This window comes from Pseudomonas sp. AC211 (assembly GCF_979258055.1).
The window spans coordinates 4,627,695-4,649,574 of record NZ_OZ409830.1; the positions used below are offsets into that span (position 1 = coordinate 4,627,695).

The window sequence follows — 21,880 nt, forward strand, 5'->3', positions numbered from 1 at the left end:
CTAGCAGCAGAGCCACTATGACTGAGCACTACCAACATCGCGCCCGTAAGCGCTTCGGCCAGAACTTTTTGCACGATGCCGGGGTTATTCACCGCATTCTGCGCGCCATTCACGCCCGCTCCGGTGAGCGCCTGCTGGAAATCGGCCCGGGTCAGGGCGCGCTGACCGAAGGCCTGCTGTCCAGTGGCGGCACGTTGGACGTTGTAGAGCTGGACCTGGACTTAATCCCGATCCTCAAGAGCAAGTTCGACAGCAACCCCAACTTCAGCCTGCATCAAGGCGACGCGCTGAAGTTCGACTTCACCAGCCTCAACCCGGCGCCCAACAGCCTGCGAGTGGTCGGCAACCTGCCGTACAACATTTCCACGCCCCTGATTTTTCACCTGCTAGACAACGCCAGCCTGATTCGCGATATGCACTTCATGCTGCAAAAGGAAGTGGTGGAGCGCCTGGCCGCGACGCCGGGCGGTGGCGATTGGGGCCGCTTGTCGATCATGGTGCAGTACCACTGCGATGTGGAGCACCTGTTCAACGTTGGTTCGGGCGCGTTCAACCCGGCGCCGAAAGTGGACTCAGCCATCGTCAGGCTGGTGCCCCACGCCACCCTGCCTCACCCGGCCAAAGATCACCGTTTACTCGAGCGCGTAGTGCGCGAAGCGTTCAACCAGCGCCGCAAAACCTTGCGCAATACGCTTAAAGCCCTGCTCACCAGCGAGGCCATCGAAGCCGCGCAGGTCGACGGCAGCCTGCGCCCCGAGCAGCTCGACCTGGCCGCCTTTGTGCGCCTGGCCGACAAACTGCACGAGCAGACAATTGCTGCGCCCGCGCACTAAACTCGTTATTCAGCAGTTCGCTAACCGAGCCATTTGTATGTCCGATGCCCGTTATCAGATCGACGTCAATGTCGTGACCCGTTACCTCCCGGAGCAATCGCAGCCGGACCAGAACCGTTTTGCTTTTGCGTACACCGTGACCATCCGCAACAACGGTGAGCTTCCGGCCAAGCTGCTCTCGCGCCACTGGTTGATCACCGACGGCGACGGCCGCGTGCAAGAAGTGCGCGGCCCAGGCGTTATCGGCCAACAGCCGACCATCGAAGCCGGCGGCAGCCACTACCTACAGCAGCGGCACGCTGATGGCCACGCGGGTGGGTAACATGCAAGGCAGCTACCAGATGCAGGCCGAAGACGGCAAGCGCTTCGACGCCATCATCGCGCCGTTCCGCCTGGCCGTGCCGGGGGCTCTGCACTGATGGCGGTGTACGCCGTTGGCGACCTGCAAGGTTGCCTGGATCCGCTGAAATGCCTGCTCGACCGGGTAGCCTTCGACCCCGCCACCGACCGCCTGTGGCTGGTGGGCGACTTGGTCAACCGTGGGCCGCAATCGCTGGAAACCCTGCGTTATCTCTACGCCATGCGTGAATCGCTGGTGTGCGTGCTGGGCAATCATGACCTGCACTTGCTCGCCGTCGCGAACAACATCGAGCGCATGAAGAAAGGCGACACCCTGAGCGAGATTCTCGAGGCGCCCGACCGCGCGGAACTGCTCGACTGGCTGCGCCAACAAAAACTCGTGCATTACGACGTCGACCGCGACATCGCCATGGTGCACGCCGGCATCCCGCCGCAATGGACGCTCAAGAAGGCCCTGCGCTGCGCTGCCGAAGTGGAAGAGGCGTTGCGCGACGATACGCGCTTCTTGCCCTTTCTGGACGGCATGTACGGCAACGAGCCGGCACGTTGGGACAGCGACCTCAAGGGCGTCACGCGCCTGCGGGTAATCACCAACTACTTCACCCGCATGCGTTTCTGTAAAGCCGATGGCACCCTCGACCTGAAAAGCAAAGAGGGCGTTGGCAGTGCTCCGCCGGGATTCCAGCCCTGGTTTAGCCACAAGCAACGCAAGACGGCCGGGCAGAAAATCATTTTCGGCCATTGGGCAGCCCTCGAGGGGGCGCTGCAACGAACCTGGCGTCACTGCGCTGGACACCGGCTGTGTCTGGGGCAACTCCATGACCTTACTCAACGTCGACAGCGGTGAACGCCACAGCTGCGACTGCAAGGAGATTCCCTCATGAGCGAATTCAAACGCATTCCCCCAGAGCAGGCCCAGGCACTTCGCGAAAGCGGCGCAGTGGTCGTGGATGTCCGCGATCCGCAAAGCTTCGCCATGGGCCACATCAGCGGCTCGCGCCACCTGGACAATCACTCGCTGCACGATTTCATCACCCAGGCCGACCTGGACGCCCCCTTGATTGTCTCCTGCTACCACGGCAACTCCAGCCAGAGTGCCGCCGCCTACCTGGTCAGCCAGGGCTTTTCCGAGGTCTACAGCCTCGACGGCGGCTTTGAACTGTGGCGCGCCACCTTTCCTGGCGAGACGGCGAGCGAGCCCGCCGAATAATTTTTTTCCGACCCGTCTAGCCCGCGCCCCGTCTGGCTTCTCGCCTTCCTGTAACAAAGACCGACACATCCTTATTGTTTGTCGGTCCTTGACCTCTCCAATTACGAACTATCCTTACCTCAGGCCATCCATACAGGGGAGAGCCGGCACACCGGCTTCCGGGGCTATCGGCAGCGACCTTTAGGTGTTCTGGGGGAATCTCATTTGCTGACTCGTCGGCAGATTGCCAGCACCCGCTCGACCGATCCCGCCCGGCTCGACCATCAAGCGAGGTGACGTCATGAGTATTTTCAGCCACTTCCAGCAACGCTTCGAAGCGACTCGCCAGGAGGAGTATTCCCTTCAGGAGTACCTCGACCTGTGCAAACAGGACAAAAGCGCTTACGCCACAGCGGCCGAGCGCCTACTGATGGCCATAGGCGAGCCGGAACTGATCGACACCTCGCACAACTCCAGGCTGTCGCGAATCTTCTCCAACAAGGTGATTCGCAGGTATCCCGCCTTTGAAGATTTTCACGGCATGGAAGAGTGCATCGACCAGATCGTGTCCTACTTCCGCCACGCCGCTCAGGGCCTGGAAGAAAAGAAACAGATTCTCTATCTCCTCGGCCCGGTGGGCGGCGGTAAGTCGTCGCTGGCGGAAAAGCTCAAACAGCTGATGGAGAAGGTGCCCTTCTATGCCATCAAAGGCTCGCCGGTGTTCGAATCGCCGCTGGGGCTGTTCAACCCGGCTGAAGACGGCACCATTCTCGAAGAAGACTTCGGCATTCCACGGCGCTACCTGAGCACCATCATGTCGCCGTGGGCCACCAAGCGCCTGGCCGAATTCGGCGGCGACATCAGCCAATTCCGCGTGGTGAAGCTCTACCCGTCCATCCTCAACCAGATCGCGGTAGCGAAAACCGAGCCGGGTGACGACAACAACCAGGACATTTCCGCCCTGGTCGGCAAGGTCGATATCCGCAAACTGGAAGAATTCCCGCAGAACGACGCCGACGCCTACAGCTACTCCGGTGCGCTGTGCCGCGCGAACCAGGGGATGATGGAATTCGTCGAAATGTTCAAGGCGCCGATCAAGGTCTTGCACCCACTGCTCACCGCCACGCAGGAAGGTAACTACAACAGCACCGAAGGCCTCGGCGCCATTCCGTTCATGGGCGTGTTGCTCGCGCACTCCAACGAATCGGAGTGGCACAGCTTCCGCAACAACAAGAACAACGAGGCGTTCATCGACCGGATCTACATCGTCAAAGTGCCGTACTGCCTGCGCGTCAGTGACGAGATCAAGATTTACGACAAGCTGCTGTTCAACAGCTCTCTAGCCAAAGCCCATTGCGCACCGGACACGTTGAAAATGCTGGCGCAGTTCTCGGTGCTGTCGCGCTTGAAAGAGCCGGACAACTCCAACGTCTATTCGAAAATGCGCGTTTACGACGGCGAGAACTTGAAGGACACCGACCCCAAAGCCAAGTCGATTCAGGAGTACCGCGACAGCGCGGGCGTTGACGAAGGCATGAACGGCCTTTCGACCCGCTTCGCCTTCAAGATTCTGTCCAAGGTATTCAACTTCGACCCCCACGAGATCGCCGCCAACCCCGTGCACCTGCTCTATGTGTTGGAGCAGCAGATCGAGCAGGAGCAATTCCCGGCCGAGGTGCGCGAACGCTATCTGCGCTACATCAAGGAATACCTGGCGCCGCGTTACATCGAATTCATCGGCAAAGAAATCCAGACCGCCTACCTCGAGTCCTACAGCGAGTACGGGCAAAACATCTTCGACCGCTACGTGCTGTACGCCGATTTCTGGATTCAGGACCAGGAATACCGTGACCCGGAAACCGGCGAAATCCTCAACCGAGTGGCGCTCAATGAAGAGCTGGAAAAAATCGAGAAGCCGGCCGGCATCAGCAATCCGAAGGATTTCCGCAACGAGATCGTCAACTTCGTGCTGCGCGCCCGCGCCAACAACAACGGCAAGAACCCGACCTGGCTCAGCTACGAGAAGCTGCGCGTAGTGATCGAGAAGAAAATGTTTTCCAACACCGAAGACCTGCTGCCGGTCATCAGCTTCAACGCCAAGGCCAGCAAGGAGGACCAACAGAAACACAACGATTTTGTCTCGCGGATGGTCGAGCGCGGCTACACCGACAAGCAGGTACGCCTGCTGTCCGAATGGTACCTGCGGGTTCGTAAGTCGCAGTAACCTGCTACGTCGGATTCGTCCGACGTCGTCGCCGCACGGTCTGTTCCAGCAGGCCATATGAGCCGCTCCGGGTCTGCTCGCTACGGTGCTCGCCGTAGTGAGCGCAGCAGGCCTGGGGGTTCTGAGGAGCGTCCATGAGCTATGTGATCGACCGCCGTTTGAACGGCAAGAACAAGAGCACGGTAAACCGTCAGCGTTTCCTGCGACGCTACCGCGACCACATCAAAAAGGCCGTTGAAGAGGCCGTCAGTCGCCGTTCCATTACCGATATGGAGCACGGCGAGCAAATCAGCATTCCCGGCCGCGACATCGACGAACCGTTGCTGCATCACGGTCGCGGCGGCAAGCAAACCCAAGTTCACCCTGGCAACAAGGAGTTCACCGCTGGCGAACGCATCCCCCGCCCGCAAGGCGGCGGCGGTGGCAAAGGCGCGGGCAAAGCGAGCAATTCTGGCGAAGGCATGGACGAGTTTGTCTTCCAGATTACCCAGGAAGAATTCCTCGACTTCATGTTCGAAGACCTTGAGTTGCCGAACCTGGTGAAACGTCAGCTCACCGGCACCGACACGTTTAAAACCGTGCGTGCCGGGGTCAGCAACGAGGGCAATCCATCGCGCATCAACATTGTCCGCACGTTACGCTCCGCCCATGCCCGGCGCATCGCGCTGTCGGGCAGCAGCCGCGCCAAACTGCATGCGGCTATTGCCGAGGTTGAGCGCCTGAAAGCCGACGAACCGGATAATTTCGCCGACATTCAAGCCAAGGAAGCCGAAATTGTTCTGCTGCGTGCGCGCATAAAAAAGGTGCCGTTCCTCGATACCTTCGACCTCAAATACAACCTGCTGGTCAAGCAACCCAACCCCAGCTCCAAGGCTGTGATGTTCTGCCTGATGGACGTTTCCGGTTCCATGACGCAGGCGACCAAAGACATCGCCAAGCGTTTTTTCATCCTGCTGTACCTGTTCCTCAAGCGGAATTACGAAAAGATCGAAGTGGTGTTTATCCGCCACCACACCAGCGCCCGTGAAGTGGACGAGGAAGAGTTTTTCTATTCCCGCGAAACCGGCGGCACCATCGTCTCCAGCGCCCTCAAGCTGATGCAGGAAGTGATGGAAGAACGCTACCCCACCAGCGAGTGGAATATCTACGCCGCGCAGGCCTCGGACGGTGACAACTGGAACGACGACTCGCCCATCTGCCGCGACATTCTGATGAAACAGATCATGCCGCTGGTGCAGTACTTCACTTATGTGGAAATCACCCCGCGCGAGCACCAGGCGTTGTGGTTCGAGTACGAGCAGGTCGGCGAGGCGTTTGCCGACACCTTCGCTCAACAACAACTGGTGTCTGCCGGTGACATTTACCCGGTGTTCCGCGAACTGTTTCAGCGCCGACTCGTTAGCTGAGGTAATGCCATGAGCGCTCGTGAGAAGAAAAGAGGCCAGCCCATTTCTACCGGTTCGGAATGGACCTTCGAGCTGATCCGCGCCTATGACAAAGAGATTGCGCGCATCGCCGAAGGCTATGCGCTGGACACCTATCCCAACCAGATTGAAGTGATTACCGCCGAGCAAATGATGGATGCCTACGCCTCGGTGGGCATGCCGCTGGGCTATCACCACTGGTCCTACGGCAAGCATTTTCTCAGCACCGAGAAATCCTACAGCCGTGGGCAGATGGGCCTCGCGTACGAGATTGTCATCAACTCAGACCCCTGCATCGCCTACCTGATGGAAGAAAACACCATCTGCATGCAGGCACTCGTCGTGGCGCACGCCTGCTATGGCCACAACAGCTTTTTCAAAGGCAACTACCTGTTCCGCACCTGGACCGACGCCAGCTCGATCATCGATTACCTGGTGTTCGCCAAGCAGTACATCATGCAATGCGAGGAGCGCTACGGCATCGACGCCGTGGAAGACCTGCTCGACTCATGCCACGCGCTGATGAATTACGGCGTCGACCGCTACAAACGCCCGTATCCGATTTCCGCCGAGGAAGAGCGCCAACGTCAGAAAGAACGGGAAGAACACCTGCAGCGGCAAATCAACGACCTGTGGCGGACCATTCCTAAAGGCGCCGACAAGGGCAACGACAAAGACACCGGCCGCTTTCCCGCGGAGCCGCAGGAAAACATCCTGTACTTCCTGGAAAAGCACGCGCCGTTGCTAGAGCCGTGGCAGCGGGAAGTGGTGCGCATCGTGCGCAAGATCGCCCAGTATTTTTACCCGCAGCGCCAGACTCAGGTCATGAACGAAGGCTGGGCCACGTTCTGGCATTACACGCTGATGAACGATCTGTACGACGAAGGCTTGGTCACCGACGGCTTCATGATGGAGTTCCTGCAATCGCACACCAGCGTGATCTATCAACCGCCGTTCGACAGCCCGTATTACAGCGGCATCAACCCGTACACCCTGGGCTTTGCGATGTACCGCGACATCCGCCGCATGTGCGAAGAACCCACCGAAGAAGACAAGCGCTGGTTCCCGGAAATCGCCGGAAGCGACTGGCTGTCGGCGGTGAAATTCGCCATGAAAAGCTTCAAGGACGAAAGTTTTATTCTTCAGTACCTGTCGCCCAAAGTGATTCGCGACCTGAAGCTGTTCAGCATCATGGACGACGACCAGAAGGACGAATTGGTGGTGCCGGCCATTCACGACGAGCCGGGCTATCGCATCATTCGTGAAACCCTGGCGGCGCAGTACAACCTGGGCAACCGTGAGCCGAATGTGCAGATTTACAGCATCAATCGCCGCGGTGACCGTTCGCTGACGCTGCGTCACCAGCAACACGACCGCAAACCGCTAGGCGAATCAACCGAGGAAGTGCTCAAGCATTTGCACCGGCTGTGGGGCTTCGACATCCATCTGGAAACCGTGCGTGGCGACCAAGTGGTGCAGACGCAACACGTACCGCCACGGGGCGATTCGGAGAACGCGGAATACCCGCGACTGGACCTCGTGATACCGCCGATTTGAACCCCGTCCGTTCGACTGGTTGACCGACGGCAAGCTTGCGTTGAGCATATTGCATCCTTCGCGGAGCTTGCCGTTTATGCCTGTAAAGCCGTTTTTTCTGCGCGTTTTGTTCCTCAGCCTGCTGCTTGCCGGCTGTTCAAGCCCGTCGCCGCAAGTGCTGGTGGTGCAAACCGCCACGCCGTCCTTGGGGCAGCGCCACACCTTTGAAATGCTGCCGCCCAGCACCAGCCCCACCGGCCAATTACCGCCCACTCGCGATTACGCCCAAGTGCGCGCCAACCTGCGTCAGGGCCTGCTAAATCGTGGCTATGTCGAGGCAAAGAAAGCGGACGTGCGCGTCGCCTACACCCTGACGCTGAATGAAGCCCCGTTGGAATTTCGCGTCGATACGCCGCCCCCGAGCCCCTCGGCAGCTACCTCGCCGTGCACCGTTTTCAAGATGAGTCCATCACCCTGCGATTACGCGTGAGCGACCGAGCCGACAAAACCCTCTGGCAGGGTTTGATCACCACAAGCCTGAGTCCCTCATGGCAGCGTGAAGAATTGCTGCGTGCCGCCGTGGTTGCCCTGATGCAACAAATTCCCGTCAGCCGCTGAGCCTGGCCATTAGCGGCGCAGCAGGTATCCTGTGGCGCTAACGGAGGGTTTTCCATGCAGATTTACAAGGTCGGCGGCGCGGTGCGTGATCGCCTGCTGGGCCGCGATGTCACCGATATCGATTGGGTGGTGGTTGGCGCGAGCGCAGAAGAGATGCTCGCCCAGGGCTATCGCCCCGTCGGGGAAGACTTCCCGGTCTTTCTCCATCCTCACACCCAAGAGGAATACGCCCTCGCCCGGACCGAGCGCAAAAGCGGGCGCGGCTATGGCGGCTTTACCTTTTACGCAAGCCCCGACGTCACCCTCGAAGACGACCTGACCCGCCGCGACCTGACCATCAATGCCATGGCCGAAGACGACGCCGGCAACGTGCTCGACCCCTACGGCGGCCAGCGAGACCTTAAAGCCCGCGTGCTGCGCCACGTGTCGCCGGCCTTTGCCGAAGACCCGCTACGCGTGCTGCGTGTGGCCCGCTTCGCCGCCCGCTATGCGCCGCTGGGTTTTCATGTCGCCGACGAAACCATGGCCTTGATGCGCAGCCTGAGTGAGTCCGGCGAGCTGTCAGCCCTAACGCCGGAACGCAGCTGGAAGGAAATTTCCCGCGCGCTCATGGAAGAACGGCCAGATGTGTTTGTTCAGGTGCTGTACGACTGCGGCGCGCTGCACGCGATGCTGCCGGAAGTGCACGCGTTGTTTGGCGTGCCGCAACCCGCAGCGCATCACCCCGAAATCGACACCGGCGCCCATGTACTCAGCGTGCTGCGCCAATGCGCTGAACACGCGCAGCCGCTCACCGTGCGCTGGGCCTGCCTGCTTCATGACCTGGGAAAGGGGCTGACCCCGGAAGAAGAATGGCCACGGCATATCGCCCATGAACACCGCGGCGTAAAGCTGATCAAGGCCGTGAACGAACGCTGCAAGGCCCCACGCGACTGTCAGGAACTGGCGGTGCTGGTGGGCGAATATCACACCCATGGCCATCGCGCGCTGGAGCTGAAAGCGTCGACCTTACTGGAACTGCTACAAACGTTTGACGTGTACCGCCGCCCGCAGCGCTTCGACGAGTTTATTGCCGCGTGCGAAATGGATGCGCGTGGGCGGTTAGGGTTGGAGCAGCGCGACTATCCACAAGCTGATTACCTGCGCGCCGCCGCCGATGCGGCGCGTGCCGTGAAGGTTCAGCCGTTGGTGGAACAGGGCTACCAAGGCGCCGATTTGGGCGAGGCGCTCAAGCGCGAACGCCTAAAAGCGTTGCAGGCGTACAAAGCCGCCCAAACCCCCAAGCCCCTGTAGGAGCGGCTTCAGCCGCGATTCTCTTCAGCTACGCGAGGGACGCGAATTTATGGCGCGTCCGGCGTTAGCTGCTCGCCACGCCACTCAAACGCCACCGGCGCCAGCACCTGCTCGATCTGCGCGCCTCGCCACAGCTCGGCATAAGACGTTTTCACACCCGGATGCAACTGCTCCGGCACCAGCATCGCCAGCGGCCAGAGCACAAACGCGTTTTTCAGAATTTCTGCGCGGGGAAGAATCAAGCCGTCGAAGTTGCCTACCAGCTCGCCGTAGGTCAGCACGTCTATATCCAACGGCAAGCCTTTGCGATTCGGCGCATACCGTCCGTTATCCGCCTCGATGCATTTGAGCCGGCGATCCAACTCGTGCAGCGGCAGGTCGGTTTCGGCCAGCACCACAAGATTGAAAAACGGCCCACTCTTGATCCCCACCGGCTGGCTTTCGAAGACCGGCGAGCAGCGCATGTTTTGAAGGAACTGAGCCAGGGCGTCGAGGCCAGCCGTCAGGTGCGCTTCGCGCTCAACGTTGCTGCCCAGGCCCAGCAGAATGGGGGTCAGAGGCATCCGCGCTGAATCTCCACGCCGACGCCGCCGGTGGCTGCCGGCACGGCGCCCGGCTTGGTGAGTTTCAGGCGTAAACCGGGAATGTTGAACTCGCTCATCAGTGTTTCGGCGAGGCGCTCAGCGAAGGTTTCTACCAACTGAAACTGCGCCTGTGCGGCGAAGGATTGGATGCGCGCGGAGACCGATGCGTAGTCGAGCGCCTTGCTCAGGTCGTCACCGGCAGCAGCGGGACGATTGTCCCAGGCGAAGCTCAGATCCAGCCGCAGGCACTGGCGAATGTCGCGCTCCCAGTCATACGCACCGATCACGGTGTCGACTTCCAGACCTTCGATAAACACTCTGTCCAAGCACTCTGCTCCGCCGCACGACAAGGGCGCTGCGCCCCGCTAGAATCGGGGCTCACTCGCCCCGGATGGATACCATGTTCTGGTTGCTGGCGATCCTCGCCTACCTGCTCGGCTCGCTGTCTTTCGCCATCCTGCTCAGCCGCCTGGTCGGCGCTCCCGACCCTCGCGCGGCTGGCTCCGGCAACCCCGGCGCCACCAATATGCTGCGGGTGGCGGGTAAAAAGCTGGCCATTCTGACCTTGCTAGGCGACGTGCTCAAAGGCCTGTTGCCCGTGCTCGTCGCCTATGCGCTGGGCCTTTCGGTGCAACAACAAGCCTGGATCGGCCTCGCCGCCGTGGTCGGGCATTTGTACCCGGTGTACTTCAATTTCCGTGGCGGCAAGGGCGTGGCGACTGCGGCCGGCATGCTCCTGGGTCTTTACCCGCCGGCAGCCCTGCTGGCCGCTGCAGGGTGGGGCCTAACCTTCTGGCTGACCCGCACCAGCTCGCTGGCTTCCCTTATCGCAACGCCGTTGATTCTGCCGCTTTTGGCCTGGCAGAAACCGGCGGCGCTGCTACCCATGTGCGTGCTCACCGGCCTTATCGTGTGGCGCCATCGCAGCAATCTACGCGACCTGCTGGCCGGGCGCGAACGGCATTTCTAAGCCTCAGATCGCTGGCAATTGCTCCATCGGCCAACGCGCCTGCACCGAGATTTCCGGCCCTTCGTGCTGGCCGGCCATCAGCCGCTGGCAACCGGCGTAGGCGATCATCGCGCCGTTATCGGTGCAAAAAGCCGGGCGCGCGTAAAACACGTTGCCTCTGAGGTCACCGAGCATTTTTTCCAGCGACCGGCGCAGCGCCTGATTGGCGCTCACGCCGCCAGCGATCACCAGACGATTCATGCCGGTCTGCTTGAGGGCGCGCTTGCATTTGATGGTCAGAGTCTCGACCACCGCCGTCTGGAAGGCCAGGGCGATGTCGCTACGGGTTTGCTCGCCGTCGTCGCCAGCATTGCGGCATTGCAGCCAGGTATTCAGGGCGAAGGTTTTAAGGCCGCTGAAGCTGAAATCCAGACCCGGGCGATCAGTCATCGGGCGGGGAAACACGAAGCGCCCTTCCACACCGTTCAGCGCCAGACGAGCGATTTCGGGACCACCGGGATAACCGAGGCCAATAAGCTTGGCCGTTTTGTCGAACGCCTCGCCGGCCGCATCGTCCAGCGACTCACCGAGCAATTGGTACTGACCAATGCCATCGACACGCACCAATTGCGTATGGCCGCCGGAAACCAGCAGGGCTACAAACGGAAATTGCGGCGGTGTTTCTTCCAGCATCGGCGCCAGCAAATGGCCTTCCATGTGGTGCACGCCAAGCGCTGGAATGTCCCAGGCAAAGGCCAGCGCCTGGGCACAGGAAGCGCCCACCAGCAGCGCTCCGACGAGCCCAGGGCCGGCGGTGTAGGCGATGGCGTCGATGTCTTGCGTGGCGCAGCCGGACTGCTCCAGCACTTCGCGAATCAACGGCAGCATGCGCTTGACGTGATCACGCGAGGCGAGCTCCGGCACCACGCCGCCATAGGCTTTATGCAGGTCGATTTGGCTGAACAAGGCATCGCCCAGCAAGCCGCGCTCGCTGTCGTACAAGGCAACGCCGGTTTCATCGCAAGAGGTTTCTAGTCCCAGCACGAGCATGGGTTTTCCCTTCAGACTGGGCAATTTCGAAGGCGCGCATGATAATCGCCGTCCTTAACGCCGCCTAGCGGTTTTCGATCAGAGGCTTTGCATTCCTGGCGATGAGGCGTTAACATCCGCAACCCTTAAAAACCGACGTCCTCCAGCTCAGTTTGCAACGAGTACGTCTACCCCGGTAATGAATGAAGGTAGCTCTGGATGCCAGCCGTCAAAGTTAAAGAGAATGAACCCTTCGACGTAGCTCTGCGTCGCTTCAAACGCTCCTGTGAAAAAGCCGGTGTTCTGGCCGAAGTTCGCAGCCGCGAGTTCTACGAGAAACCAACTTCCGAGCGCAAACGCAAAGCTGCAGCCGCAGTTAAGCGCCACGCCAAGAAAGTGCAGCGCGAACAGCGCCGCGCCGTTCGTCTGTACTAATACGCAGACTGACGCCGCCTGTTTTGCCACGCCCGGCCGCAAGCCGGGCTGCCGGCAAAATCGATAGCACAAACGCTCCAAACGCATTAGCGAAGTTATCCAGGTTGTTTAGGCAGCCGCGATAAGCCTCGCTTTTTCGCGTTTTTGCGGATGCATATTCCGCCCGCCCCGCAGTTAAAAGGCCTGTAGAGCCGATCACCAACAATTGGCATGATTAGCCCCTCGCCGCTTCGTGCGCCGAGACGCGCTTTGCATCTATTTCCGAACACCTGAAATCCCGACAGCAATGCCGGCGATTCGACGACTTCGAGAGCGCCATGGCCGGGCTTATTCCCCAAAGCTTCATTGACGACTTGCTCAACCGCACCGACATCGTCGACGTGGTCAGCTCGCGCGTGCAACTGAAGAAAACCGGGAAAAACTTTAGCGCCTGCTGCCCCTTCCACAAAGAGAAGACGCCCTCGTTCAGCGTCAGCCCCGACAAGCAGTTCTACTACTGCTTCGGCTGTGGGGCCGGCGGCAACGCCCTTGGTTTTATCATGGACCACGACAATCTGGACTTCGTCCAGGCCGTGGAAGACCTGGCCAAAAGCGCCGGCATGGAAGTGGTTCGTGAAGAGGGCGGACGGAGTGGCAACCATAAACCGCGCCAGCCGACCGACTCGCCGCTGTACCCGCTACTGACAGCCGCCGCCGAGTATTACCGCCAGGCGTTGAAAAGCCATCCAACCCGCAAAGCCGCTGTCGACTACCTGAAAGGACGCGGTCTTTCCGGCGAAATTGCCCGCGACTTTGGCCTCGGTTTCGCCCCGCCCGGCTGGGACAATTTGCTCAAGCACTTGGCCACCGACACGCTGCAACAGAAAGCGATGATCGAAGCCGGCCTGCTGATCGAAAACGCCGACAGCGGCAAACGCTACGACCGCTTTCGAGACCGGGTGATATTTCCCATCCGCGACAGCCGTGGCCGTGTCATCGCATTTGGTGGCCGCGTACTGGGCGACGACAAACCCAAGTATTTGAACTCGCCGGAAACCCCGGTTTTTCATAAAGGCCAGGAGCTGTACGGCCTGTATGAGGCGCGCAAAAGCAATCGCGACCTGGATGAAATAATGGTCGTCGAGGGCTACATGGACGTTATCGCCTTAGCCCAGCAAGGCTTGCGCAACGCCGTCGCCACGCTTGGCACGGCCACCAGCGAAGAACACCTCAAGCGCCTGTTCCGCATCGTGCCCAGCGTGCTGTTTTGTTTCGACGGCGACCAAGCTGGCCGCAGCGCCGCATGGCGCGCCCTTGAAGCCACGCTGCCCAGCCTGCAAGACGGCCGCCGCGCGCGCTTCCTGTTTCTGCCCGAAGGCGAAGACCCCGACACCTTAGTGCGCGCCGAAGGCACCGACGCGTTCCGCGCGCGAATCAACCAACAGGCGCAGCCACTGGCCGACTATTTTTTCCAGCAATTGACGCAAGAAGCCGACCCTCGCTCGCTGGAAGGCAAGGCGCACTTGGCGACCTTAGCCGCGCCGCTCATCGACAAGATCCCCGGCGCCAACCTGAAAACCTTGATGCGCCAGCGGCTGACCGAAATTACCGGCCTGAGCATTCAGCAGTTGAATCCTGCGCCTCACAATCCGGTCAGCGCACCGCAAGCACCCTCGAATTCGCATCCGCATTACGAAATGGACGAGGCGCCGCAATACGACCCCAGCGCTTATTTCGACGCGCCAGCCGACTACGGCCAGGAGCAATACGCGCCGCAGCCTGAGCAAGCATGGCAGCCGAAGACGGGGTTCAAGGGAAAAGGCCAGGGCGGCAAGAAATGGGAAAAAAGCTGGAGCAAAAAGGTGATCGCGACCGCGATGATTTCCCCCGCGGACCGCGCGTTGCGGCACCCGTAGAATCTCCGACGCTTACCGCGCTGCGCACGCTGCTGCATCACCCGCAACTGGCCGAGAAGGTGGAAGAGGCCAGCCACTTCGCTGCCGAAAACGACACCTATGCACAATTGCTCGTCGCGCTGCTCGGCGCCATGCAGAAAAATCCGAAATTGCGCTCGCTGCAGCTGATTGCACGGTGGCATGGAACTGAGCAGGGACGTTTATTGAAGGCGTTGGCGGAAAAGGAATGGCTGATTGACGCTGACAACCTTGAACAACAGTTTTTCGACACTATAACTAGTCTGGCTGCACGCCAACGTGAGCGCAGCCTGGAACATTTGCTGCGCAAAGCTCGTCAAAGTGAGCTCAGCGCAGAGGAAAAAGAGCAACTTCGCGGCCTCCTTAGTCGCACTGCAACTCCCGTCACCCCGACCTCAACTGGCGCGTGAGGTCTCAGCTCTGGTATAATCCTCGGCTTGTTTTTTGCCCGCCAAGACCTTCAGTGGATAGGGTGTTATGTCCGGAAAAGCGCAACAACAGTCCCGCCTTAAAGAGTTGATCAGCCGTGGTCGTGAGCAGGGTTACCTGACTTACGCAGAGGTCAACGACCACCTGCCGGAGGATATTTCAGATCCGGAACAGGTGGAAGACATCATCCGCATGATCAATGACATGGGGATCAACGTATTCGAGAGTGCTCCGGATGCGGACGCTCTGCTATTGGCTGAAGCCGATACCGACGAAGCGGCCGCCGAAGAAGCAGCCGCTGCTTTGGCTGCGGTAGAAACCGATATTGGCCGTACCACCGACCCGGTGCGCATGTATATGCGCGAAATGGGTACGGTCGAATTGCTGACCCGCGAAGGCGAGATCGAAATCGCTAAACGCATCGAGGAAGGCATTCGTGAAGTCATGGGCGCTATCGCCCATTTCCCAGGCACTGTCGACAGCATTCTTTCCGAATACACCCGCGTCACTACCGAGGGCGGCCGTCTGGCCGAAGTCCTCAGCGGCTACATCGACCCGGATGACGGCATTGCCGCGCCGGCCGAAGTGCCCGTCCCGGTTATCAAAGACGGCGCAGCTGCCGCCGAGCCTGAAACCGAAGACGAAGAAGCCGACGGTGACAGCGAAGACGAAGAAGAAGGTGATGGCGGCCCGGATCCAGAAGTTGCACGCGTGCGCTTCGGGGCCGTAGCCGACCAACTGGAAAAAGCTAAAAAGGTGCTGAAAAAGCACGGTCGCGACAGCAAGCAAGGCATGGCCGAACTCGCTGAACTGGCCAGCCTGTTCATGCCGATCAAGCTGGTTCCGAAGCAATTCGATGCGCTGGTTACTCGTGTTCGTGATGCCCTTGAGCGTCTGCGTGCACAAGAACGCGCCATCATGCAGCTGTGTGTGCGTGATGCCCGTATGCCGCGTGCCGACTTCCTGCGTCAGTTCCCGAGCCACGAAATCGACGAAAGCTGGGCTGAGCAGCTGTCCAAAGGCAAAAGCAAATACGCTGAAGCCATTGGCCGCCTGCAAGCCGACATCCTGCGCTGCCAGCAAAAACTGGTTGCCCTGGAAGCTGAAACCGGTTTGAAACTCGCTGAAATCAAAGACATCAACCGTCGCATGTCGATCGGTGAGGCGAAAGCCCGCCGCGCGAAGAAAGAGATGGTTGAAGCGAACTTGCGTTTGGTGATTTCGATCGCCAAGAAATACACCAACCGCGGTCTGCAATTCCTCGACTTGATCCAGGAAGGCAACATCGGCTTGATGAAAGCGGTGGACAAGTTCGAATACCGTCGCGGCTACAAGTTCTCGACTTATGCAACCTGGTGGATCCGTCAGGCGATCACTCGCTCGATCGCCGACCAGGCCCGCACCATCCGTATTCCGGTGCACATGATCGAGACGATCAACAAGCTAAACCGCATCTCGCGTCAGATGCTTCAGGAAATGGGCCGCGAGCCTACTCCGGAAGAACTGGGCGAGCGCATGGAAATGCCTGAGGACAAAATCCGCAAGGTATTGAAGATCGCGAAAGAGCCGATCTCCATGGAAACACCGATTGGCGATGATGAAGACTCCCATCTGGGTGACTTCATCGAAGACTCCACCATGCAGTCGCCCATTGATGTCGCCACGGTAGAAAGCCTCAAAGAAGCGACCCGCGAAGTACTGGCCGGCCTCACTGCTCGTGAAGCCAAAGTACTGCGCATGCGCTTCGGCATCGACATGAATACCGACCACACCCTCGAAGAGGTTGGTAAACAGTTCGATGTAACCCGCGAGCGGATTCGGCAGATCGAAGCCAAGGCGCTGCGCAAGCTGCGTCATCCAACGCGTAGCGAGCACCTGCGCTCCTTCCTCGACGAGTAATTCGTTACCCAACGAAAACCCGTTACTGAAGCGCAAATAAAACCCCCGGCCTGGTCCGGGGGTTTTGCTTTTTTGGATGCTGGCAACCCGCCACACAGCTACACTCGGCACATCAATCCCTACGCTGTTTTGAGGCCGGGTCATGCCGCGACTGTTTGCCACTCTTCTGCTGTGTTTGGCCTACTGGTGCGCGCCCGCCCAGGCATTCACCCTGACGTCAGAGGAGCAGGCCTGGCTTGAGGCCCACCCAACCTTGCGCATGGGCGTCGACGCCACTTGGCCACCCTTCGAATACCGCGACGAACAAGGCCGATATCAAGGGATTGGCCGCCGACTACATTGCCCTGATCGAAAAACGCCTAAACGTAAAAATGGAGACGTACGAGCCAAGCACCTGGAGCGAAGTACTCGACCAGGCCCGGGCTGGCACCATCAATCTCTTACCCGGCGCCATGTCCACACCCGAGCGCCAGGGCTACCTGAGCTTCACCCGCCCCTATCTCGACTTCCCCATCGTGATCCTCGCCCGCAACGGCGGTGCCCAACCTCACGAACTCAAAGACCTGTACGGGCTGAAAATCGCGGTTGTCGAAAACTACGCGCCCCACGAAATTCTGCGAAGCCGCCACCCGGATCTGAACTTGCTGCCCGTCGCTAACGTCGCCGCGGCGCTGCAAGCCGTGGGCACGGGCCAAGCTGACGCGCTGGTGGGCGACCTCGCCTCCAGCGTCTGGGGCTTGCGCCAGCTCAAACTCGAAGGCATCGCCATCACCGGCGAAACGCCCTACCGCTACCAGCTATCAATGGCCGCGCCGAAAGACCAAGCGATTTTGGTCAACATCCTCGACAAATTGTTCGCCGACATGAGCAGCAGCGAAATCGAAGCCATGCAGGAACACTGGCTCGGCGGCGTGCTGGACCAACGCAGCGTGTGGCGAAAAACCTTGGTGGTTGCCGTACCCGGCCTACTCGCTCTGCTGCTCGTTCTGATTATCGTGGTCGCTGTAAACCGGCGACTGAGCAGTGAAATCAACCGACGCGCTGCTCTTGAATTGGCGCTTCGTAACAGCGAACAGCACTACCGCAGCCTTGTGGAATGCTTGTCGGCAGTCACCTGGGAAGCCAGCCGTGAAGACTTCTGCTATTCCTACGTCTCGCCCCATGCCGAAAAACTGTTTGGCTACCCGCTGAGCGATTGGCAGACCCCAAGCTTCTGGGCAAATGCGCTGCACCCACAAGACCGCGAACGCACCCTCGCCTACCGCCGTCAGGAGACAGACGCTGGCCGCGACCACACCGTTGACTACCGCGTGTACGCCGCCGATGGCCGCCTAGTCTGGATTCACGACATCGTCACCTTGATCGAACACCGTGGCGCTACCGTGCTGCGAGGCGTGATGGTTGAAGTCACCGAAACCAAACAGATCGAGCAAGCCCTGCGCCTGTCCGAACAGAAATTCGCCTCCGTGTTTCAGCAATGCCCAGACGTGCTCATCATCGCCCGCCGCGACGACGGTCGCTTGCTGGAGGTGAACCCTTCCTTCGAGCTGCACACCGGCATTCCCGCCGCCGAGGCCATCGGCAAGAACGGCACAGAACTCAACTTGTGGGGCACTGCCGACGCGGGGCCAAGCGTCTTGCAAAGGCTGCAGCACGACAGCCTGCGCAACCTCGAAATGCTCTTCCGCCGCCAAAACGGCGAGTTCTTTACCTGTCTTATTTCCGCGCAACAATTCCAACTTGCCGATACGCCAGCGCTCGTCATCGTGGTGCGCGACATCAGCCAAGTGAAGAAAACTCAGGAAGAGCTGCAATCCTCCGAAGAGAAATTCGCCAAAGCCTTTCACGCTTCACCCGACGGCTTACTGCTAACGCGCATGCGCGACGGCCTGATTCTGGAGGTGAACGAAGGTTTCTCCAGCCTGACCGGCTACACCAGCAGCGACGCCACCAACCAGTCCACGCTCGGCCTGGGCCTGTGGCACAACCCGCTCGACCGCAGCACCGTAATGCAACAGCTGCAAGAAATCGGCACCGTGCGCGATTACACAGCCGCTATTCGAGGCAAGAACGATGAGCTTCGCTTGTGTGAAATTTCGATGCAGAGCATGCAAATCAAAGGCGAACACTGCGTACTGACCATCGCCCGCGACGTCACCGAACGCACCCGCACCCAAGAGAAACTCCAGCTCGCCGCCACCGTTTTCGAGAGCACGGCTGAAGGCGTGCTGATCACCGACACCCAACAGCGCATCACCGCCGTCAACCGCGCCTTCACCGAAATCACCGGCTACAGCGAAGCCGAAGCGCTCGGGCGCTCCCCGCAACTGCTCGCCTCGGGCCAACATGACAGCGCCTTTTACGCCGCCATGTGGCACCAGCTTGATGCTGCCGGTCACTGGCAAGGCGAGATATGCAACAAACGCAAAAACGGCGAGCTGTATCCGCAATGGCTGACCATCAGCGCCGTGCGCAACGATGACGAACGGATCACCCATTTCGTCGCCGTGTTTGCCGACATCACCTCACTCAAACACGCCCAAGACAAGCTCGACCACCAAGCCCACCACGACTCCCTCACCGGCCTGCCCAACCGCCTGCTATTCGAAAACCGCCTTCAAGCCATGCTTGCCGACGCACAAACCACGCCGTGCCTGGGCGCCGTGTTATTTCTCGACCTCGACCGCTTCAAACACATCAACGACAGCCTAGGCCACCCCGTCGGCGACCTGCTGCTGCAAGACACCGCGCAGCGCCTGCGCAATCAATTGCGCGACATCGACACCGTGGCGCGGCTTGGCGGCGATGAATTCATCATCCTGCTTCCTGGCCTACATGAACCGGCGGACGCAGGGCGCGTAGCGGCGAAATTACTCACTTGCCTGAGCGCACCGTTCCAAGCAGATGGTCACGAATTCTTTATCACCGCCAGCATTGGAGCGAGCCTGTTCCCCCAAGACGGCAGCGACGTCGCCACCCTGATCAAAAACGCCGACGCCGCCATGTACCGCTCCAAAGCCAAAGGCCGCAACCGCGCCGAGCTCTACACCAGCGACCTAACCCAGCAAGCCACCGCCCGCATCGCCCTGGAAAACGAACTGCGCCGCGCCATCGAACGCAACGAACTGAGCCTGCACTACCAACCCAAACAATCGCTCGCCGACCGCCAGATCGTCGGCGCAGAAGCGCTGCTGCGCTGGCACAGCGCGGTATTCGGCAACGTCTCCCCGGAACGCTTCATCTCACTCGCCGAAGACAACGGCCTGATTCTGCCCATCGGCGACTGGGTGCTCGCCCAGGCCTGCCAGCAAATGGGCGAATGGCAGCGCCACCACCTGCCGTTCGGCCCGATGTCCGTCAACCTCGCCGGCGCCCAACTGCGCCAACCGCGCCTGGTGCAGCGCATCGCCGACCTGCTCGCCGAACACCAATTGCAGCCCCACATGCTGCAACTGGAAATCACCGAAAACTTCATCATGAACCAGACCGACGAGGCGCTGACCATCCTCCACGACCTCAAACGGTTGGGCGTCTTGATCGCGATCGACGACTTCGGCACCGGCTATTCGTCCCTCAGCTACCTGAAACGCCTGCCGTTGGACACGTTGAAAATCGACCAATCCTTCGTCCGCGGCCTGCCCGACGACCCCCACGACGCCGCCATTACCCGCGCCATCATCGCCCTGGGCCGCAGCATGCAACTCACCCTGGTCGCCGAGGGCGTAGAAACGCCCGCACAAGAGCGTTTCCTCATCGAAGAAGGCTGCGAACAGATCCAAGGCTTCCTCCTCAGCCGCCCGGTAACCCCCTGACAAGTTCGCAAGTACTTTCCTAAGCCCGCGCCACGCAATTGGCACACAGCAAACCGCACCGGTATAATCCGCCCCACTTCTGAGGGCCTATAGCTCAGTTGGTTAGAGCAGAGGACTCATAATCCTTTGGTCCACGGTTCAAGTCCGTGTGGGCCCACCAAATAAAAAGCCGCGCTGAATGCGCGGCTTTTTGCGTTTCTGTGGTTTGCGATTCGATGCGGACTCGCAGCGCCCTCAACTCAATCTCGCAGCGCAGCGGAAGTCCAATCCGCCGTCCCGCTTTAAGAGCGACTAGCGAGCACAGCCCCCACACGCCAGATGGCCAATCTCTTCACCGCAGCGACCTACACTGACGCTCCAATTAAAGCGGGCCAACTGCCATCACTTTGAGTAAGATCCAAAAACCCTCAAGGAAAGAGATGGTGTTCTTCAGCCCAATCATTGCCCAGCTCTCAGCCACGCTCGCCTGGTTCCTCCCGGTAATAGCGCTGATCGGCCTGCTCAAAACGCCTTGGGCAAAAGGCTATATCGGCGAACTCCTAGTCCGGCTATTCGCCCATTGGCAACTGGACAAAAACACCTACCGCCGCCTGCACAACGTCACGCTAAACACACCCGACGGCACCACGCAGATCGACCACGTATTCGTCTCGCGTTACGGCATCTTTGTACTGGAAACGAAGAACATGAGCGGCTGGATCTTCGGCAGCGAGAACCAGGCGCAGTGGACGCAAAAGCTCTACAAGCACACCTTCAAATTCCAGAATCCGCTGCGGCAAAACTACAAACACCTCAAAGCACTGGAAGCCGCCCTGGGTGTTAACCCCGAGCACCTGCATTCGGTCATCACCTTCGTCGGCAGCAGCACCTTCAAAACCGAAGTGCCGGCCAACGTGACACGGGGCATCGGTTTTATCCGCCATATCAAGTCATTCCAGCAGCCGGTATTCAGCGAAGCTGAAGTCAACGCCATGCTGAAAGCCCTGCAAACCGACCGCCGCGCCCCCACCCTCGCCACCCACCGCGAGCACGTACAAAACCTTAAACGCCGTAGTGACCCAACAGCCGAGCGGCAATGCCCGAAATGCGGCAGTGCGCTGCTGATTCGTACCGTGAAATCAGGGGGCGAAAACAGGGCAGCAGTTTTGGGGATGCTCGACATTTCCCCAATATCGAATGATGCAGCACTTTTGAGAGGCAGAGCTCTTCCTCACCTAACTTTAGCAGAGCGAAGCAGTACTATTTATGTATCGAAAAGACTGGCAAAGTCTCCAAAACGTGCCATCACGATCGATACCCCCGGCCAGCTGTAAAATTTTAAATAGCCGTAATTGACCATATCAAATATTGAGC

The 21,880-nt window shown here is 59.7% G+C and carries 14 protein-coding genes, 1 tRNA gene and 5 pseudogenes; 17 read left to right on the top strand and 3 right to left on the bottom strand.

The window, feature by feature from the left end:
- Nucleotides 1–17: 17 nt before the first annotated feature.
- The 10 genes and pseudogenes from rsmA to ACZZZP_RS21770 all read left to right on the top strand — a co-directional run bounded on the left by rsmA (nt 18) and on the right by ACZZZP_RS21770 (nt 9,477).
- Complete coding sequence (rsmA, locus tag ACZZZP_RS21725; protein WP_463384083.1) at nt 18–833, top strand: 16S rRNA (adenine(1518)-N(6)/adenine(1519)-N(6))-dimethyltransferase RsmA; 816 nt, start codon at nt 18–20, stop codon at nt 831–833.
- Between the two features lie 37 nt (nt 834–870).
- Nucleotides 871–1,252: pseudogene (gene apaG, locus ACZZZP_RS21730) on the top strand (Co2+/Mg2+ efflux protein ApaG).
- Nucleotides 1,252–2,077: pseudogene (locus ACZZZP_RS21735) on the top strand (symmetrical bis(5'-nucleosyl)-tetraphosphatase). Before apaG ends, ACZZZP_RS21735 begins: the two co-directional pseudogenes overlap by 1 nt.
- Nucleotides 2,074–2,403 carry a thiosulfate sulfurtransferase GlpE gene (gene glpE / locus ACZZZP_RS21740; protein ID WP_463384086.1) on the top strand — a complete coding sequence of 110 codons (330 nt, stop codon included), beginning with the start codon at nt 2,074–2,076 and terminating at the stop codon, nt 2,401–2,403. The pseudogene ACZZZP_RS21735 and the gene glpE overlap by 4 nt, the downstream one beginning before the upstream one ends.
- A 280-nt stretch (nt 2,404–2,683) precedes the next feature.
- Nucleotides 2,684–4,606, top strand: coding sequence for a PrkA family serine protein kinase (locus tag ACZZZP_RS21745; protein WP_122451616.1), 1,923 nt, complete (start codon nt 2,684–2,686; stop codon nt 4,604–4,606).
- Between the two features lie 134 nt (nt 4,607–4,740).
- Nucleotides 4,741–6,012 (top strand): YeaH/YhbH family protein, encoded by a 1,272-nt coding sequence (locus ACZZZP_RS21750; RefSeq protein ID WP_122491985.1) that lies wholly within the window; start codon nt 4,741–4,743, stop codon nt 6,010–6,012.
- Nucleotides 6,013–6,021: 9 nt separating this feature from the next.
- Nucleotides 6,022–7,587 (top strand): SpoVR family protein, encoded by a 1,566-nt coding sequence (locus tag ACZZZP_RS21755; RefSeq protein WP_463384087.1) that lies wholly within the window; start codon nt 6,022–6,024, stop codon nt 7,585–7,587.
- Nucleotides 7,588–7,663: 76 nt separating this feature from the next.
- Nucleotides 7,664–8,056, top strand: a complete 393-nt coding sequence (locus ACZZZP_RS21760) for a hypothetical protein (protein WP_463536836.1) — start codon at nt 7,664–7,666, stop codon at nt 8,054–8,056.
- On the top strand, nt 8,053–8,184 hold the full coding sequence (locus ACZZZP_RS21765; RefSeq protein ID WP_463536837.1) for a hypothetical protein: 132 nt from the start codon (nt 8,053–8,055) through the stop codon (nt 8,182–8,184). Before ACZZZP_RS21760 ends, ACZZZP_RS21765 begins: the two co-directional genes overlap by 4 nt.
- Before the next feature lie 54 nt (nt 8,185–8,238).
- Nucleotides 8,239–9,477, top strand: a complete 1,239-nt coding sequence (locus tag ACZZZP_RS21770) for a multifunctional CCA addition/repair protein (protein WP_463384089.1) — start codon at nt 8,239–8,241, stop codon at nt 9,475–9,477.
- A gap of 47 nt (nt 9,478–9,524) precedes the next feature.
- On the opposite strand, the gene folK is transcribed toward ACZZZP_RS21770, so the two are convergent.
- The gene (gene folK / locus ACZZZP_RS21775) at nt 9,525–10,040 is read right to left on the bottom strand and encodes a 2-amino-4-hydroxy-6-hydroxymethyldihydropteridine diphosphokinase (protein WP_463384090.1); all 516 of its coding nucleotides are present in this window, start codon (nt 10,038–10,040) and stop codon (nt 9,525–9,527) included.
- Nucleotides 10,031–10,387 carry a dihydroneopterin aldolase gene (gene folB / locus ACZZZP_RS21780; protein WP_122491989.1) on the bottom strand — a complete coding sequence of 119 codons (357 nt, stop codon included), beginning with the start codon at nt 10,385–10,387 and terminating at the stop codon, nt 10,031–10,033. Before folB ends, folK begins: the two co-directional genes overlap by 10 nt.
- 74 nt (nt 10,388–10,461) lie before the next feature.
- Between folB and plsY the strand changes: the two genes are divergently transcribed.
- A complete protein-coding gene (gene plsY, locus ACZZZP_RS21785; RefSeq protein WP_122491990.1) occupies nt 10,462–11,031 on the top strand; it encodes a glycerol-3-phosphate 1-O-acyltransferase PlsY in 570 nt (189 codons plus the stop codon).
- Between the two features lie 3 nt (nt 11,032–11,034).
- Here plsY and tsaD read toward each other — a convergent pair whose 3' ends face one another.
- Nucleotides 11,035–12,060: a tRNA (adenosine(37)-N6)-threonylcarbamoyltransferase complex transferase subunit TsaD gene (gene tsaD, locus ACZZZP_RS21790; RefSeq protein WP_463384091.1), complete on the bottom strand. Its 1,026-nt coding sequence runs from the start codon at nt 12,058–12,060 to the stop codon at nt 11,035–11,037.
- A gap of 198 nt (nt 12,061–12,258) precedes the next feature.
- Here tsaD and rpsU point away from each other — a divergent pair, with 198 nt between their 5' ends.
- The 6 genes and pseudogenes from rpsU to ACZZZP_RS21820 all read left to right on the top strand — a co-directional run bounded on the left by rpsU (nt 12,259) and on the right by ACZZZP_RS21820 (nt 21,721).
- The gene (gene rpsU / locus ACZZZP_RS21795) at nt 12,259–12,474 is read left to right on the top strand and encodes a 30S ribosomal protein S21 (RefSeq protein ID WP_002551877.1); all 216 of its coding nucleotides are present in this window, start codon (nt 12,259–12,261) and stop codon (nt 12,472–12,474) included.
- A 317-nt stretch (nt 12,475–12,791) separates the two neighbouring features.
- A pseudogene (gene dnaG / locus ACZZZP_RS21800) lies at nt 12,792–14,797 on the top strand (DNA primase).
- A 67-nt stretch (nt 14,798–14,864) separates the two neighbouring features.
- Nucleotides 14,865–16,715, top strand: a complete 1,851-nt coding sequence (rpoD, locus tag ACZZZP_RS21805; RefSeq protein ID WP_122491993.1) for an RNA polymerase sigma factor RpoD — start codon at nt 14,865–14,867, stop codon at nt 16,713–16,715.
- Nucleotides 16,716–16,857: 142 nt separating this feature from the next.
- Nucleotides 16,858–20,594: pseudogene (locus ACZZZP_RS21810) on the top strand (EAL domain-containing protein).
- A 16-nt stretch (nt 20,595–20,610) separates the two neighbouring features.
- Nucleotides 20,611–20,687 (top strand) — tRNA-Ile (locus tag ACZZZP_RS21815).
- A gap of 262 nt (nt 20,688–20,949) precedes the next feature.
- Nucleotides 20,950–21,721: pseudogene (locus ACZZZP_RS21820) on the top strand (nuclease-related domain-containing protein).
- The last annotated feature ends 159 nt before the right edge of the window (nt 21,722–21,880 follow it).